This is a genomic window from Spirochaetota bacterium, from assembly GCA_034190085.1.
GTDB lineage: Bacteria > Spirochaetota > UBA4802 > UBA4802 > JAFGDQ01 > JAXHTS01.
Genome location: JAXHTS010000050.1, coordinates 96,611 through 114,380 on the forward strand (window position 1 = coordinate 96,611; position 17,770 = coordinate 114,380).

Genomic DNA, 17,770 nt, shown 5'->3' on the forward strand with positions numbered 1-17,770 from the left:
TTAAAAGGAGTGTTGTTATGATGAGTAGACTAAATGTATATTCCAGAATACAAAGAGTAGAATGGAAAGGAGTATGTTTATTCATAGCTTTATTTTTATTTCTTTTACTAATTAATTGTAGTGAATTACCGAATCAAGAGCTTCCTAACGCCCCTTTTGATTTAGAAGCAGAGGCTGTATCTTCAAATCAAGTTGATCTACATTGGCAGGCCGTTTCTGATAATACGGTTGGATTCAAAATAGAGAGAAGGCTCTTGGGAGGCGACGACTATCTTGAGATTGCCGAAGTGTCAACAGATGAAAGGTCATATAGTGACAATGAAGTAGCGCAAAATAATACATACACATATCGAGCAAGGGCCTACAACAATGCTGGTCTTTCTGCGTACTCCAATGAGGCTAGCGCTACGACTCCAGTTTCCGAGACCTCTGTTATGCTTATCAATTGCGGATCAAATGAACCATATGTCGATACATTGGGAAGGACCTGGAGTGTTGATTATGGATGGACGGGTTATGATTTCTCCGTTGATAGGGGATCTATAGAGATTGACAATACAGAGGATGATCGCATTTACCAGTTAGAGAGATATTCGCTCGATGGATATTCGCTTCCTATTCTTAATGATACCTACACAGTTAAACTCCACTTTGCTGAAACATATATCGGCATCGGTGATGCCGGAGAACGAGTAATGGACATTGATGTGGAAGGCCATTTGTTAAATGATCTGGATGTCTTTGCTGAAGTTGGAGGGCGTAACGTTGCCCTTGTCAAGATCTTCAATGATGTTGTTGTTGATGATGGATTGCTTGATATCTCCATTGCTGCGAGTATAAATGAGCCAATGATAAACGGTATTGAAGTAGTCTCATTATCTCCACCAACTATAGCGCCTGAAGCTCCGGACAATCTTATAGTTACGGTTGACTCATGCTATCAGTTGAGCCTGAGCTGGAATGATAATTCTGACAATGAATATGGTTTTAAAATTGAACGCGCAGAGGATGATGATGGCATCCCTGGAATCTATGAACAGATTGCAATAGCTTTATCAAATGAGACTACATGTGACGATATTAGGGTAAGCACTGACACTACCTACTATTACCGCGTTAGATCCTATAATAATGTCGGTGCTTCTGATTATTCTAATGAGGCCAGCGCTACAACCTGCCCGCAAGAACCATCAGGAGATACAATCGCAGATCATCTTGTTGCAAAGGAAAGCGTATTGAGACGCATTCCCGAATCAGCGATAAATGCAGCAAAAGATAATCTACATATAATGTATTGCGGAACATCTCACTCATCTCAGGTAAAAAGTGGAATGGAGGGATTACTGGATTATCAGGATGGTGATGATGTGCTCTTTGCTGTAACCTTTGATGGCAATCCTGTTCAAGGAGAGCTTGATATTGACTATAGACCCACTACGCCAGTGGATGTATACTCCGCATATGACCTGAGTCATGATTCTGTAGATGGAGAGGGCCATACTAATTACTATCACAGAACCATAGACTACCTGGATCATCCTGAACATGCAGATGTCAATGTGGTTATGTGGTCATGGTGTTCTATAGAAGGTCATGATGTCCAGATTTACATAGACAATTTTGCAGAGCTTATTGATATGTATAGAGCTGGTGGTTCAAAGGGTAGAACATCAGAAAATGCGGTTACATTTGTTTTTATGACAGGTTATGCAAGAGGATCCTGGGGAGATACGCCTGAACCCCCATATATTGAAACACCCTATCAGAACCATAAGAGAATAGTTGATTATTGCGAAGAGAATGGTTATTTCTGCTTGGATTACTGGTCTCACGATACGCATAATTATGAGACGGATGAATTTTATCCAACAGCTCAGGGTAATTCGCCTACGCATCTATTGGAATGGATGAATGATCATCCAGATGATTGGTATTATTGCTGTCCTGCACATGCTTGTGATTATCATCTTCTTGGTAACAGAAGGGCCTATGCCGCATGGTGGATCTGGGCAAGGCTTGCAGGCTGGGATGGGCAATTAGAAGAGTAGTAAATATTAATTATAGGCGCGTATTAAAAGGCTATAATATACATTTTTCATTTACCATGATTCGGAGTGGGATTTGGATTTATACTGATATCCGAAATGGATGTAAAATTGCGAAAGCTTATTATTTCAGACAATTTAATAAAACATTTCAGATGAACAGGCACAGAGGATTAGGCTTTTCAATGCATACATAAGATACTAGTCCATGCTTTGTCCCATAAATATAGCAAAGTATATGGGGGGTTATTATGAAGAATATTAAACATTATTCAGAATTCAAAAGATTGCATAGGATAAGAATCTGGCTAATTATCTTTTTTGTAGTAACTGGTTTTTCTATATTTAGCTGTAGTAACATTGATGATAAATATCCTCCGATTGCTCCCTCTGGACTTCAAGCAGAGGCATCTTCTTCAAGCCAGATAGATCTTATGTGGGTTGATAACTCGACAAATGAATTGGGATTCAGCATAGAGAGAAAGACATTGAGCGAGGATTACAGTGTAATCGGTACTTCTGAGGTAAATGAAACATCATATATTGATAGCAGATTGGCCGCTAATCAAACATATTACTATAGAGTAAGAGCCTATAACAATGCTGGTTATTCTTTTTACTCCAATGAGGATAGCGCTACTACTTTAGCGGAATCGGAACGATGGAGGGTATTGCCGATCAGGTCGGAGGAAGAATACGATCAGGGAAAGATAGGTGGCGAGGCTGAACAGCATCCTCACAGCATTGCAAGAAGTCGTTCCAACCCTGATATAATTTATCTGTCGCATGATGTAGCCCAGCTCTGGAAGAGCGTTGATGCTGGTGAAACATGGGAAAAACCGCTGGGGATAGGCCTTTGGCTGAATAATGGACAGTCGATTGAGGTTGATCCCGTTGATCCGAACACAGTATTTTTTATTGTTGCTCATTCCTATAACTGGCTGGCTGAGGATTATGAGGGGCTTTATCGTTCATTGGATGCAGGAGAAACATGGGAATTTGTGTTGCAGACTGACACAAATTATGATTCCGGCATTCATAGAATTCATAGACACAATATAGCCTATGACCTTGCAAGTGTTGGCATTGATTCAGCCAACCGGTGGTATGCCGCCTTCCCTGATAATGGATTATTCAGATCAGATGACGGCGGGTCCAACTGGACTCTTGCAAGCAGTCTTGCGGGTCATTCAATAGTATATGCGGTTGAGGCTCATCCAAGTGATGGACAAACCCTTTATCTGGCATCAAGTGAGGGCTTATTCGTTAGTTTCGATCAAGGTGCTGATCTTCAAGTTCTAGGAGATCTACCAAATGGAGCAGTCTCGTCAATTGCCATCCATCCTCAAAATCCACAGACAATCTATACAACAATAAAGGGGGATGGGCTTTACCGTTCTTCCAATGGCGGGGCTAATTTTATTGAGATTAGGGATTTTGATGCATCCAGAGTATTTATTAATCACGGGCATCCGGATGTGCTTTATCTCGTTGGTATATCGGATAACACAATAACAACACACGATGGTGGAATGACATGGATTGAGGATATGGTAACTGAGCCTGCTCCTGGTCTTGGCAGGGGAGGATCATGGAAATCAAGGATAGCTGGCGAGTTGTCGGGGATAGTGCCAAATCCTAACGATCCGGATGAGGCAGTCGCATATTCGAGAGCAACTCTCTGGAAGACAACAGACGGGGGTCACATCTTTGCAGACAGCTCAACACTCTTTACGGGATTCGCCTGGAGTTGGTGGAACAAGGGGGCTGCCTTTGATCCTTATAATCCTGAAAGAATTGCCTTCTTTAACTGTGATGTAGGTATGGTCATTACACATAATGAAGGTGACTTTTTTGAACAGAGAAATGCTCAGGCATGGGATTGGTATTCAAGTGGATATATCTCATGGATAGGAACATACGCGGGAGCAATTCAGCCTGTGCCAGACTCAGTGATCATTGTAGCCTCAGTTGGAGGGTACTTTGACACTCAACTGATGCGTTCAACGGATGAAGGCGAAACATGGGAATTGGTCACAACTGAGAGCGAGCAGAACCTATTCATAGCCTTCCATCCAGATGAGTCAAGTCTCGTCTACGCGGGGAATAAGATATCCTATGATGCTGGAGAAACATTTGAAAATGTTGATTTTGGACAATATAATAATTATAGTCCTTCAATTCTTGGAATGTGTCTTTCTGATCCGGATACCATCTACGCAATGGATAGCGGAAGATACCGAATTTTGCGATCTGATGACAGGGGGCTCAATTGGTATCTATATGTTCAACCAGGATGGAGATTCAGGAGATTGGATTCTCTTCCCACATTCGCGGTTGATCCTGTTGATTGCGATAAAATCTATACACTGTTCAGTGATTATGATCTTGCTATATTCAATGGTATTGAATGGAGAAGCACAGGTGTATTGGGACTTTCCGGGGGCGAGGAATTGGGAAATTTCGTAAGGTCAGTAGCAATTGATCCAGACAATTCTGATGTAATTTATGCGGGCATGTCAGCATCCGGGGGCCCATGTATATTCAGAAGTCTGGATGGTGGATTAACATGGGAGGATATTACATATAATCAACCAAGAACCGGGGTTAATGCTATGGCTGTAAATCCGCATACAAGCGAGCTTTACAGGGGCAGCGCATTTGGGACATGGATATTCCCAGCTCCTCCTTCGATGTAAATATTGATGATTATTAATTAGCCAAACCACCTATCTTTCTCAAATCTTTACAATTCTTCCTGCACCATATCTTTGCTGATTTCAGATAATCCTTTTATATTTTTTACAGCTATGGGATTTTTAGACGAAAGGCGTCTATTTAACTATTACATTTAATGTAATTTCCAAAATGCTCTTGTGTTTCAATTACTTTAACATAAATATATACACTATGGTTAAAGCCTCCTTGATTATCAGTATAGGAATGAAAGGATTGAGACGGGCAGATGAGTAAGGAGAATATCGATATCAGATATAGAATCTATTGGGTGATTGGTGGAATATTATCATCATTATTGTATTATTCAGGTATTACATGGGTTTACCTTATATATCGAAAGAGGGTATTAAAACGATTTAGGACCATTGTTCTCACATATCACAGGATTAGAGATGATGATATTGATCCCTATTTCTTCCTTATGCGATGTCAGATAATCAATGATATATTTATCTAAGCTAAGTTTAGATTAAGACTTATGATGGAATAAGAATTATGTATGTAGACTATTTTAAATAATTAGTCTACTTTTTTTATTGACCAGTAGTACTCACAATTTATCATAGTATAAAAGAATTTAATATAATACAATTAATGTATATCTGTCTCAAGGGATGTTTAAACTCATAAAACGATTTAGTGTTAATTATTAGTCAATTTTATAGTTACCAGTAGGGTGTATTTCATTTGTGGCTCCAGGTATATTCATTTTCACTCAGTGAAAAATCCATAGGAAATTCTTATAATAAAAGATAATGTTGATCAATTATTGATATACATCACAATATCCTTCCCTGAGATTGCATTGGAAATTATGAGTGGTTATGTAGACATCATTTAATCTAAAATCCTGATAGGGGAGTATAAAGAAATTAACATTGGAGAATATTATGATTAAATGGAATTATTTTATGATATTTTTTCTGCCTATGATCTTGTCCTTCTTTTTCTGCTCTGCTGATGATCTCACATACTTTCAAAATAATGATCCAGACCCAGAATTCAAGCTTTTTAATATACTTGATGATTATCCAGCCCTAAGGAGCGCTTTCAATCCCATTGATCAGCGCAGGTTTAATAGACTTCTATCAAACTCGATTAATAATAAGCTGATAGAAACAAAGGATATTCTTTTCCTCACTCAAGATCTCTTTGATGATCCTGATCATCCTGTGACTGATTCTATAGCATACATAAGAAGTATTCTCTATCAAATCATAAATCAGGATCTTTTGGATATCGATCCTCTTTCATCCAATAATGACTTATCAGAGGATTATGAAGGTTATGCAAGTGATTTCTATAGGTTTTGCGATTTGATTTCTGATAGTGATATTGCATTGTCAGAGGACTTGATCCCAATTATACAGAAGCTGATCAGTTATATTAAGGATACCTATAAAGGTGATGAACTTGAGGACGTGATTTCTGACTTAGTCAGTTTTCTGAGGAGTAACGAGGGATATATATGGAGGGATAATGAGAATGACTTAGGCGAGGATATGGGTAAGCTAATCTTTCAGTTAAATGAGAATATGTGGCTCGATAAGGATGATAATCTCATAACCAATAATTTAGAAATTGATGATATAGGGGTTAAGGATACCGGAATTGGGAATACAGCTAAGGGTATAGAGGTTCTCTTATCAGGACTGAATCAGTTGTTAAGGAATGAGTCGTTTAGACAAATTTTTTATGATATTTTACGAGAGACTGGAAGTTTGATGACAAGCTCAGTTAATGAGAAGAAGCTGAAGGATGTGATGAAGGAATATATCTATAATGTTGAGAATTATCTCGACAATGGCGGTGTGGAATATGAGAAGGATTATGGTGAATATCCAAACTTCAATCCCTATAGCGCAAATGATGAGAAGGTATATTCTGATGCTAATATTTCTAACAGCCTAAATGGATTAATGGCTGGTTTGCAATCGATATTACTCAGGTCTGATAGAGAAAATTCGATAATTTATGATAAGAATGGAAAGGCATATTTTTTAGATATTTTAGCAAAAAATTTAAGGAACATGAATTTTAATCCGGATGATCACAATAGCTGCGCCGCACACATTGAAGAGGCTGTCTATGACTTGATGCGTTTTGATACATACGGAAGGGACAGGGTAGTTGAGAGCTATAATCCCAATAAGGTTAAGGCAGGGGATGAGTCATATCCAATAAGCATTTTGGATAAGATTTTATTACTCTCTGTTAATTCCACTACCTGGGGATGGAAGGATGCTGATACAGATGAGATTACCAATAATGCAATATTGGTCAATCCGAATGCCAAGCATGGACATGGAGAGTGGTGGGGGCACTTCACCTTGAATGATGTATTCTTCGCAGCCGGGGTAAACAATCTCTTAGGTCTTGACCTGTACGAGATGTTGTTTACTGAAGCTATTCGGGATCATGTATTCAGGAGTATGAACTATTTTAATATTGATGAGAAAGAGCGTTACACTTTTTATTACGATCAGAATTATCCAGTTTTCGGATTTTTCGGTGGCTTTCATGCGGGAGATTACGGCATTCCGCAGGGAGGGAATCCTAGCGGTGAAGCTCACTATGAGGAGTTAAATACTTACACTCCCTACGATGGACTGGGGCTTGGGAATAATGACCTTGCTGGTTGGTTGCTTGGGAAGGTAGTTCGAGCTATTTGGATGGGCGAGGGACCATATTATTCGAGGGAAGGTATGATCCAGGAGGGGGATATCTATACATATTACAGACCCAATGGCAAAATATATGTAAAGATCAGAAAGCCTGATCCTGATGATGTATCGACATGGGAATATATGTATGTTGCTGAGGAGAACGATGCTAATAGGATGTTTAATGATCCTCCAAAGGCTGCGCAATTTATTTCTGATGTTGATTTAATATCAGATGGGGGTGTGATTCTCGATGAATCAGTTGTTATTGGGATTACAATTGATGGTGTAGATCGAAAAATAACCTTTAATAGCGGCTTATTGAATCAGAATATTGTTGTAGCTGAGATCAATGAAGTATTCTATGGTGTGTTTGATAAAAATCCATGCAGCCCGGCGGGTAAGGGCATAATGATTATTGGAGAGAATACAATCCCACCCGAAGGTAGTATAATAATCGAGGATATTTCTGGGAATGGGATTACACAACTTCTTTTACAAGGGGGAGGAGTCATAAAGGAATTCGCTGGTCGTGAGAATCGATACTTTGAAAGACGTCTAACAGATTACTATCTAATCTCTTATAGACCCTTTCTAAGCGGTGAGGTATATTGTAATCCAGTTGATATGAGTGGTGAAGCGACAGGGCCAGGATGTATGGTGGTTAAGGAATTAATACCTGAGTATAGCCTTGATCGGGAGTGCGACACCCACGAGGAGGCGATTTTCAGAAATTACAATTGGTTTTTCGCCGAATGGAAGATCAGAATTCCCCTCTCTCTGTATATAAATATAGGGAAAAACCTGATAACAGACCTTGTTAATACGATCATGTGTGTGATGATTGATGAGGAGCAATGTAAGGATCCATCTCTATGGGAATGGAGGAATGCGCCTTGGGGATTGGAAATCTCCTACAATTTATTCATGTCGCTTTTGCAAGGCATATTGCCAGATGAGATGATGAGTATTCCCTCATTCCTTGTGATTGAGGCGATTGGCGCTAACGGGCTCGCTCAATGCCAGAAAGTGCCCTATGGGAATAGATATTGGATGAAGAAAGGGATTGATGGAGAATCCAATATAATTGGCGATTATAGGTTTGATATTCGAATTGCAGAAAAAATGTTGAGTAGTGAACTGCAGATGGCGCTTGAAAATCTATTAGGTTTGCTTAATTATTATTTTTCAACTGGCTTAAGCACTTCTCTACCTCAACTCTTCCTTGATATTATATATGATGGTCTTGAAATTTGGGGGAATAGAATAATCCCGCCCATATTTCAGGATGGTAGGCTGGTGGTCCCCTATATCGGTAAACATCTAATGCCTCTAGCCAAACTGGGTTTTCCACGCTGTCAAGATGTACCGGATTATGGTGAAGAATCACCCTCTGAAAACTATGATGATTATATGATTGGATCAAGAAAGGGAGATCAACGCAAGGATGAAAATGGTGTTGTACAGTCGGCATGGGGTTTTGAGGCCACGAATGATGATCCAATTTGGAGAAATAGAAATGCCTATATGCCGTTGTTTGTATCCATCCTTTGGACTATGCGTGAACATAATTATTATGATTATTCACAGTTCAGTCCATTTAAACCAGGTGCTAGCCTAACAAAGAACGGTATAGAGTATCTGGTAGATGGTCTATTTTCTTTTCTTGTAAAACCTTCTCATCAGTACTATGAAAAGGATAATCCTGATTGTCGATATCCCCATAATACATGGAAGCCATATATGTATGGAGGCAGGTTAAATAATAACCATCATCTTGGCGAGCGTTATTATAGGCAAAATGATGATGGTGAGCCCTATTCCTCCTATTTCTTAACAAGAAGCTTTGATGTAGCTGATCGTGATCCCAAATCGCCTTATGGTGGTTGGGGAGAGAGAAATTATTACAGAAGGGCAGATGTTAGGAATTTGCTGAATATAATGATTGACAGCGATCCATTCGCATCCAATCCAAGCAGGTGTGATGGTTTGCTTCCGATGCTTCTGTATTATGACTCATCCAATTTTACTAATGATCCAGAGAATAAGTCAAATACAAGACTTTTAAGTCATATATTTAGATTGTTATACGAACTCGCTGATTCACAATATGATGATCCGGGTACATACGATGAAAGTGATTATAGGACTTGGGGGGCGCGACGAAAACTGTGCTATAGCCTTGAGCAGATTGTTACAGGAATTAAGGTGCAAAGGGAATTTGTGTGGGCAGTAAACGAAATAAACCATAAGGAGATGATTCGTCCAGATTGGATGTATTCACAGGATGAGAATGGGACCCCCCTACCAATCCGTAATAATGATATCCTTTTCGAGGTCGCTGGATTTCCTGATCACATGTCTATATATGATCATAATTGGGGTAACTTTAATAGACTGATGGATGCCCTTGGAGAACTACTGAGCAATAATGGCGAGACTGGTGGTGAATATAATACTTTAGAGAACCTAATATCTTTTATTGATAAAATTTTTACCAGAATAGATACAAATGATGATCATATACGTGGGCTTCGTCATACACTTGGATCTGCCTTTACAATATTCAATCGAGGAGAGTGGGAGTATCCGGATCAATTCGCTCATCTACTGGAAAGGGAGTTGTCTGAGATTCTCGAAACTTTTCAGGGGCATTATGACAATCTTTTCATTATTGCTGAAGCAATAATGCTGGATTATTATGACGATAGAGGTTTTATGGAATATTTTTTTAGGAATCTCAAGTCAAGTTATCCAACAAGGGATGTCTATGAACAATTCTACGACTTTTTAGGTCTTGATATTGTGAAGAGACCCGATTCCGCTCTCTGGAGTGAGCTTGCAGAGATATTAATTGATTTCGCAGAGATGATAGAGGAGGATGAACAACCAGGATGGATAGAAGAGGGACACTTTTATTCAAATAAATATCTTTTAGATAACTCAAATCCATTCAGAGCTGTTGGCGAACTCTTATCCTGGTAATAATAGATTATGCATTTTTAGTATTCAGGACTTTCATCATTTTTTTGATCGAGTTTTCTTTGAAGGGATTGCTGTTGAATCATTGATTTGCTTGGTGCTATATATCTCGCCACTCATATGTATTCCTACAAAGGAGGCGATTTTAGCTGTAGCCCCTTTGATATCCTCTGCAATATGATAAAAGCTTGGAATCAGGATCAGTGTAATAAAGGTTGCAAAGATTAGACCATATCCAAAGGCTAGGGCAAGGGGTGCGACAAAATAATCCTTTCCTCCTATGCTGTAAATCGTCGGGAACAGGGCCAGCACTGTAGTGCCTGTTGTGAGGAGCACTGGGCGCAAACGGATTACACCTCCCTCGATAAGGGCATCCTTTAGAGACAATCCCTCATCCCTTAGATTATTTATAAACCTTACAAGTACCAGGGTATTGCTCACGATCACTCCAGCGAGGCTGAATACACCAAGTGTGCTCATAAATGACATAGGCTCACCATGTAACCAGAGGGCAATGACAACCCCAACAAGAGAAAAGGGAATTGCAATCATAACAACTACTGGAAGCATCAATGATCCAAAGAATACCGCAATAATGATATAAATCACTATTAGAGCATAGAGGAAGAGGATTCTCAATTCCCTCATGTTCTCGTCTGTATCCTCCTTCTCTCCACCATAGGAAACTGTATAATTCGGATAGCGATCACCAATATCTTGAAACCTCTTTGCCAGCATTTCGTTCACTTCTAATGATGTAATAATATCCGTATTGACCTCAGCCTGCACCTGGACAAGGCGCTTATAGTTTAGCCTGTTTATCTGAGTATATCCGGGTTGTTTTATTACTTTAGTAACCATTGAAAGTGGAATTAGTCCTCCCTTCTGATTTGCTATCATTACTTTATTAAGACTCTGTTTCATCTTACGTGCTTTTTCAGGGAAGCGTACCCTGATATCAATGTCCTCCTCATCGTTTCGCACACTACTGGCTATTGCGCCTTCAAAGGAAGAATTTAAGGCAATTGCAGCGTCAAACATGGACACACCGGTACGTGATGCCATAACCTCATTAATTTGATATCTATATTCCTGTTTCCCTTCTTCTAAATCCATGGTTATGTCGATAACACCATCTATGCTGTTCAAGTAGTCCATATATTCATGTGCAATTTTTTTAAGCATTGAGAATTCCTTACCCTGTATCTCTACATTTACGGGTTTGCCGATAGGGGGGCCATTACTCATTAACTCAAATTCAAAGGAGATCTTTTTGGATATTAATCCATCTTCCTGTGCCTTTAAGACCACTTTACGAACCTCATTTAAAATATCATTAGCCATTCTATTTCGTTCCTTCTCAGGGACTAGGTAACCCAGTATCATAGACTTATGAGTGCCCTCGCCTGGTTGTGGATCAATCAGCAGATACTGAATTCTACCCACTATAGCATGTAAGTCAGTAATCTCATCCTTCGGAACTGTGGATATGATTATTTTCTCTAGCTTCTTTATTTCCCTAAGATTAGCATCTAAATTCGTTTCCTGCGGCATCTTTATCTTAATCATAAATATCTCTTCACCCCCACCCGGCATGAAGACGAATCCAATAACATTGCTAAGATATAACGATATACCAAGAAGAATAACTAAAATAGCTGTAGTTATATATCGATGATTGAGTATCCAAGTGAGGATTTTCTTGTATACTGCCTGAATCTTACCGAAATAACCCTTCTCAAAATACTCATCCTCCTTTATTAAATCATTATTTCTATTTTTTTTATGATTTTCCTTTGAAAACATATCAAGGTGAATGGGCATTATGAACATAGCAATGATCCATGATGCTGTTAAACACATCATTAGAACAATCGGGATTCCCTTTATAAACTTGCCCATAAGGCCTGTAAGTAGAAGAAGGGGTGCAAAGGCTGCGCATATGCATAATAGGGTTACTGTAACAGGCCAGAAGACCTCAGCTACACCATTTTCAATGGCTTCAGTTCTTAAAAGGCCCTTTTCCATATATCTGTGACTGTTCTCTGAAACAACGATGCCAAAATCCACTATCATACCAAGAACCATTATCATGCCGAACATGCTGACAACATTTAGGGTTATATCTCCAAGCTTCATTCCGAAAAAGGCTGCCATAAATGCCACAGGTATACTGAAAGTCACAATAGTTGACATTCGCAGGCCAAGAAGGAGCATCAAGATGAGTGCAAGTAGTATAAAACCTGATATCGCGTTCGTCTGAATCGATTCTATGCGTTCTCTTGTAAACCTGCTTGTGTCATTAAAAGTCTCTATTACAACATAATCAGAATTCAATGGCTTATATTCTTTAAGATCCTTTTTAATCTTGTCTACAAGCCTAATCTCATCAGCACTTCTCTTCTTCCAGATCTTATAGATTATGGCTTTATTGCCATTAAATCTCTCATAAAAATCCGCTTCCTCATAGGTATCGGTAACCGTCGCTACATCTTTTATCCTTGTAATAAAACCGGCATCATTGGAGATAATAATTGAATTCCTTATTTCATCAGCATTCTTGTATTGACCCATTGTTCGTAGGATATACTCCTTATCGCCAATTTTGAGCGATCCTCCGGGAAAATCGAGATTCCTATTTTTTAGAGTTCTAATTATATCATTCAATCCAATCCTGTACTTCTTTAACGAATTGGGATTCACCTCGACAAGATATTCCTTATCATAATAACCAAAATCCTCCACATCAGCAACGCCTTCGATATCATATAGAAAATCCTCAAGCTCATTGGCTGCTTCCCGAATTAAAGGATAGGGCACATCAGGTCTCTTGCCATATATCGCCACGTCAATGGCTGGGGTATTGTCGAATTTAAGCTCTTTAACTAAGGGTGTTTCAGCCTTGTCAGGCAGATTCTCCACAAGCTCAACAGCATCCTTAATATCCTGCACAACCTCATCCTTGTTCGATGCATCGTCTTCAATATATATAGCTAATACTGAAACATTTTCAATGTTATAGGTTCGAACCTTATCTAAATTATCAACCTCTCGAAGCTTCTTTTCAATCGGTATGGATATCAATTTTTCAATCTCATCAGGAGATCCCCCTGGATATATTGTTGTAACTGTTACCATATCAAAATTAACCTCTGGGTATGCTTCTCTATTGATTCGCTCTGCTATGGCATAGCCTGAGAGGATAATAAGCGCTACCATTAGATTGACAAAGAGCTTTTGTTGCATTAGAGAATGGATAAGTTTTATCAATTTTCACTCCTCTTTATAGTCGTATGTTTTTTACTCAAGTTATAGATATAGGTTTTGATAGCTATTCTTCTTTGGGTATATATTTATCTATATCAATTTGATATTTTTCAAATAATTCATTTTTAGCGATATCTAGCTGTAGAAGCGCGACATTGTATTGCACTAAAGTGCCCAACTCTCTTTCTCGGAAACCGATAAGGGCAACAAGTCCATCCTTTACAACTGCAGCGGAGAACCTCCCCCTTTGAAGATTTGTAAGCAGATGTCTGTAATACTTCTCGGACTCAATTCTAGCAGCAATTGATTTCTCATAGAGTTCATAGGAGGTTCTAATGTTATCAATCTTGTTCTTTATGTCATCCTTTATCGTCCTTTTGTATTTTTTCAATTTAATATTTGCCTGTTTCAGTTTAAATCTGGCATTTCTTAATTTTATCTCTTGATCTCTATTATCGAGAGGATATGTTAACTTAACCTTAGCCTCAAATGACGGGCATTCCATTGATATAGTATCTGAATAGGCCTTGGAAGGCTCCTTCCTCTGTCCCATTGGCGCTACATTCAACTCAGCAATGAGGGAAGGGGATGCCTCATTCTCATATATCATCACCTCAAGTTTTGCATTTTCCACAGTTAAAAGTGCAATCTTATAATCAGCTCGTTTATTAAAGGCGACATGAGTCGTTTCGATTTCGTTTAACGGTGGAAGCTTGTTTGATAACACAGCACTGCCTGTAACACTGACATCCTCATCAAGATCTACTACTTGCTGAAAATTTCTAAGAGATTCGCGATGTTCCTGTTTAGCTTTGGAGACATTAGCTTCAGCCGAGGCCACTAAAGCATTATAGTAGTTCAACTCAAATCTCTCAGCCAATCCAATGCGCACATTCTGCGCAATTATTTTTCTAACCGCCTTGGTCTCCTGAAGCTGCAATTCAGCATTATCTAGGGTTGTATTCTTGATCACTAATGTCCAATAATCAGCTATTACCCCTACAACTAATATTGAAAGCTGAAATACTAATCCTTCGCGTTTCATCTTCCCTACGTTCGTCAATAGTTTCAGCTCCTTCCTCTCATTGTGTCCAAAGGCATTCTTGAGGAGTTCCTGCTGAATATTAAAAAACAAAATCGGTCTATGGTAATCTGGATCTCCATATTCAAGATCGCTTGTTTTAGCACGTTCATGCATCAATCCACTCGAAATTGTTGTGCCTGACGAGAATCGCTTTGATAATACAGCCGATAAGTCCCATGATCTCCTTTCAGTACCCACAATCATGGGATCCATCGCTATTGGATATTCAATATGTTTCGCGCTTCCCTCAATACCAATAAAGGGAGAATATTTAGTCAAATATCTCTGATAATCGGAATCCGCCATAGCCACATCATATGCCCCAGTGATCACATCATGATTTTTCTTGATTGCCATACGAATAGCATGGCCCAGTGTGATTTTTTTGCCGCCTATAATAATTGCTGCGCTGTCTGACAATTCTACTTCAATTGGTTTGATCCGATTCGAGATTTTATCTCCTGATTTTGCATATCCTGGATTGGTCAGTAGAATTGGTATCAGAAATAACATTTGCAATATTTTAAATAATTTCATATTATACTCCGCATCTCTTATTAAAGGGGAATTAATTGAATGAATTTGTGCAATGGTGTACCTTAATTGAATTGTTGATATTCAATGTGAAAGTACATGATATTATTGAAATAATGATAGATGTTCAGTCATATCTAGAAGACCGAGTAATTTGTCAACATTAAACATTGTGGAAACTCAATATTTTCTTAAATAATAATTATGCTAACGTCAGATGGATAATGAAAAGCATATATGATGGTATAAACTATTTTTTGTGAGTTTAATGCTGCATTATATAGTGAGTGATTATTAAAAATGACTCGTTATTCTTTGTCACTGCTATACTAACAGTCCTATAAACTGTCAATTGAATAAAGAATGAAATTTGGAAAATTAGGAAGAAATTTATACAAAACTGACAGAATAATCATAATAAAACTTTCCAGTCCCCTTGGGGGATTAGAATTATTGATATAATAGCTATTGAAGGGGTATAGCCCTTGATTTCATAGTTTGGTAGAGTAATTTGAATTTGTGTATTATTTTTTTATTAATTTATATTTTTTTCATTTTAACTTGACAATTAATGTTTTTGATATAATTGTTGTATAAATGAAGAAAAATAATAATACATAATCTATAAATTCTAGGAGGAAAGCAGATGAAATGTCCAGGATGTGGTGTTGAAAAACCAGTAGCAGAGTTTAGATACCTTTATAATGCCAGAATAGATGCTTCATACAGCATGAGACAATGTCCCGGTTGTATGGCATGGATTGGAGTTGATGAGGCTTCAGGAGAGGCTCAACAAATAGTTGAAGCTGGTCAGGCTCCATGGGGAAAATCTGCTGGTATTGAAGGATTGGCAGAGTAAAAATAATATTAAACATTTAGGCATACATAAATAATTGTCTTAAGGGTTTAGTTTTGACTAAGCAAATGTGAAATGGGGATCTCAGGAAGAATTAGTATATGTCACTAAGCACACATTATTGAGAAAATTTTGAGATGTCTCTTTTGGAGTGTGAAGTGCTATATTCGTAAAGGGTACTAACTCAGCAAAATTAATTAGAAATAAGATAGCGATTGTGGAGAATGATCTCTGTTATACATAATTAAGATAGTTGCATAACATCATTGTAAAACATGAGACCTTCAGTGAAGATGGAGGTCTTTTTTATTTATATATCGATACTCCTCAAATAACAAAATGGAAAGTTACGAATTTTCAATGGGCTTTTATTAGAATCCTGGATGTATATTGTGCTAATAAAACATACTTAGTGAAATTTGCTATCCTTGGGTTTTAGGTTTATTGTTTTTAGACCTTCCTCCATTTCATGTTTATAATAATTATAACACATATCGAGATATTCATTACATGATTGACCATCGTAAACTAACCATGGGAAGATACAAATAGTCCATAATACGGAAGAAGGGACTGTACATTGAACCTGTGTTGCGGGTATTTGATGGTTTTTTTCAAGCTTTTTGTGTTCCTTATGATCAGTGATTCCACCCTCATACAAGGCTTTACACCTCTCTTCAGGTGTAACATTATAAACAGGCGAAAAATAATTAATGCCATATCTGGAAAATATTTCTCGAGCAACCTCTTTAACATCTTCTTGTTGGGAACCATCATCCAGTTGTTCAGGATTGCCACCATCACATATATCAGTAATTTCATTATCTATGCAATATTGTATTGCTGCAATGTGCATTGCTATTTTACACTGTAAGCATTCATTCGCCATAAACAATTTAATCTTATTAGAATCATAAACCTCACGCCCCAATCGTTTGCCATGTGGATCCTCCCATAAGGGATTTATTTTTTGATTAAGAACAAGTTGGTGAACCTCTTCCTTCTCTGATTGAGGATTGATCTTTTGGTATATATCCTCAAAATCTAGGTCATTACGAAAAATTATATTCTTATCAGGAAAGGCTTTTCTTAAACGATCTACCATAACCTGGGGGTTATCAGGGTTCCTCAAGCCATGTCTAACAAATATAATTAGGTGAATTTCATCAAATTTGGGTATTTGTGTCCATGCAGCGTAAGTTGAATCAGTCCCACCCGAAAACATTACGGCTAATTTTTTTGGTTTATCCATGATTATAATACCACCTTTTAATAGAAATATGAAGAGACTTCTCAAATTAAATGAAAGAACAGCAGAATGAAGTAATCCCTCCCCACTATTGAAATGGAATATAAGCTATATACTCTTTGTTCGCTCACTTGAGAGGATGTTACAATTCTTTATTTGTCTATTAAACATCCCCCTACTATTCGGTTCCTGTCAAGTCTTTACCTTATTTAAATGTGAGATTTTAGGTAATGTGCTTGCCCCGCAATTACGGACACATAGTTAAGCAACATATTTAATTATTGAATCAGATAACTCATATTCTTCCGGACTTTTATAGTCAAGAAAAGAATGAATTCTCTGTCTATTATA

General features: G+C 38.1%; 8 protein-coding genes. 5 read left to right on the plus strand and 3 right to left on the minus strand.

What is annotated here, in order from left to right:
- Positions 1-17 precede the first annotated feature (17 nt).
- The 4 genes from SVZ03_09560 to SVZ03_09575 all read left to right on the plus strand — a co-directional run bounded on the left by SVZ03_09560 (position 18) and on the right by SVZ03_09575 (position 10,432).
- On the plus strand, positions 18-2,048 hold the full coding sequence (locus SVZ03_09560; protein MDY6934453.1) for a malectin domain-containing carbohydrate-binding protein: 2,031 nt from the start codon (positions 18-20) through the stop codon (positions 2,046-2,048).
- A 248-nt stretch (positions 2,049-2,296) separates the two neighbouring features.
- Positions 2,297-4,744: a hypothetical protein gene (locus SVZ03_09565; protein MDY6934454.1), complete on the plus strand. Its 2,448-nt coding sequence runs from the start codon at positions 2,297-2,299 to the stop codon at positions 4,742-4,744.
- A 266-nt stretch (positions 4,745-5,010) separates the two neighbouring features.
- Positions 5,011-5,241, plus strand: a complete 231-nt coding sequence (locus SVZ03_09570; protein ID MDY6934455.1) for a hypothetical protein — start codon at positions 5,011-5,013, stop codon at positions 5,239-5,241.
- A 433-nt stretch (positions 5,242-5,674) separates the two neighbouring features.
- Positions 5,675-10,432, plus strand: a complete 4,758-nt coding sequence (locus SVZ03_09575; protein MDY6934456.1) for a hypothetical protein — start codon at positions 5,675-5,677, stop codon at positions 10,430-10,432.
- A 36-nt stretch (positions 10,433-10,468) separates the two neighbouring features.
- Here the strand turns inward: SVZ03_09575 and SVZ03_09580 are convergent, their stop codons facing one another.
- Together SVZ03_09580 and SVZ03_09585 are read right to left on the minus strand one after the other, a co-directional pair.
- Positions 10,469-13,699 (minus strand): efflux RND transporter permease subunit, encoded by a 3,231-nt coding sequence (locus tag SVZ03_09580; GenBank protein MDY6934457.1) that lies wholly within the window; start codon positions 13,697-13,699, stop codon positions 10,469-10,471.
- Positions 13,700-13,760: 61 nt separating this feature from the next.
- Positions 13,761-15,317, minus strand: a complete 1,557-nt coding sequence (locus SVZ03_09585) for a TolC family protein (protein MDY6934458.1) — start codon at positions 15,315-15,317, stop codon at positions 13,761-13,763.
- Between the two features lie 643 nt (positions 15,318-15,960).
- Between SVZ03_09585 and SVZ03_09590 the strand changes: the two genes are divergently transcribed.
- Complete coding sequence (locus SVZ03_09590; GenBank protein MDY6934459.1) at positions 15,961-16,173, plus strand: hypothetical protein; 213 nt, start codon at positions 15,961-15,963, stop codon at positions 16,171-16,173.
- Between the two features lie 406 nt (positions 16,174-16,579).
- Here the strand turns inward: SVZ03_09590 and SVZ03_09595 are convergent, their stop codons facing one another.
- On the minus strand, positions 16,580-17,422 hold the full coding sequence (locus SVZ03_09595; protein MDY6934460.1) for a hypothetical protein: 843 nt from the start codon (positions 17,420-17,422) through the stop codon (positions 16,580-16,582).
- Between the last annotated feature and the right edge of the window lie 348 nt (positions 17,423-17,770).

What these genes read in the sequence shown, in the direction of transcription:
- SVZ03_09560 (MDY6934453.1), top strand. Translation starts at nt 18, where the DNA reads ATGATGAGTAGACTAAATGTATATTCCAGAATACAAAGAGTAGAATGG.
- SVZ03_09565 (MDY6934454.1), top strand. Translation starts at nt 2,297, where the DNA reads ATGAAGAATATTAAACATTATTCAGAATTCAAAAGATTGCATAGGATA.
- SVZ03_09570 (MDY6934455.1), top strand. Translation starts at nt 5,011, where the DNA reads ATGAGTAAGGAGAATATCGATATCAGATATAGAATCTATTGGGTGATT.
- SVZ03_09575 (MDY6934456.1), top strand. Translation starts at nt 5,675, where the DNA reads ATGATTAAATGGAATTATTTTATGATATTTTTTCTGCCTATGATCTTG.
- SVZ03_09585 (MDY6934458.1), bottom strand. Translation starts at nt 15,317, where the DNA reads ATGAAATTATTTAAAATATTGCAAATGTTATTTCTGATACCAATTCTA.
- SVZ03_09590 (MDY6934459.1), top strand. Translation starts at nt 15,961, where the DNA reads ATGAAATGTCCAGGATGTGGTGTTGAAAAACCAGTAGCAGAGTTTAGA.
- SVZ03_09595 (MDY6934460.1), bottom strand. Translation starts at nt 17,422, where the DNA reads ATGGATAAACCAAAAAAATTAGCCGTAATGTTTTCGGGTGGGACTGAT.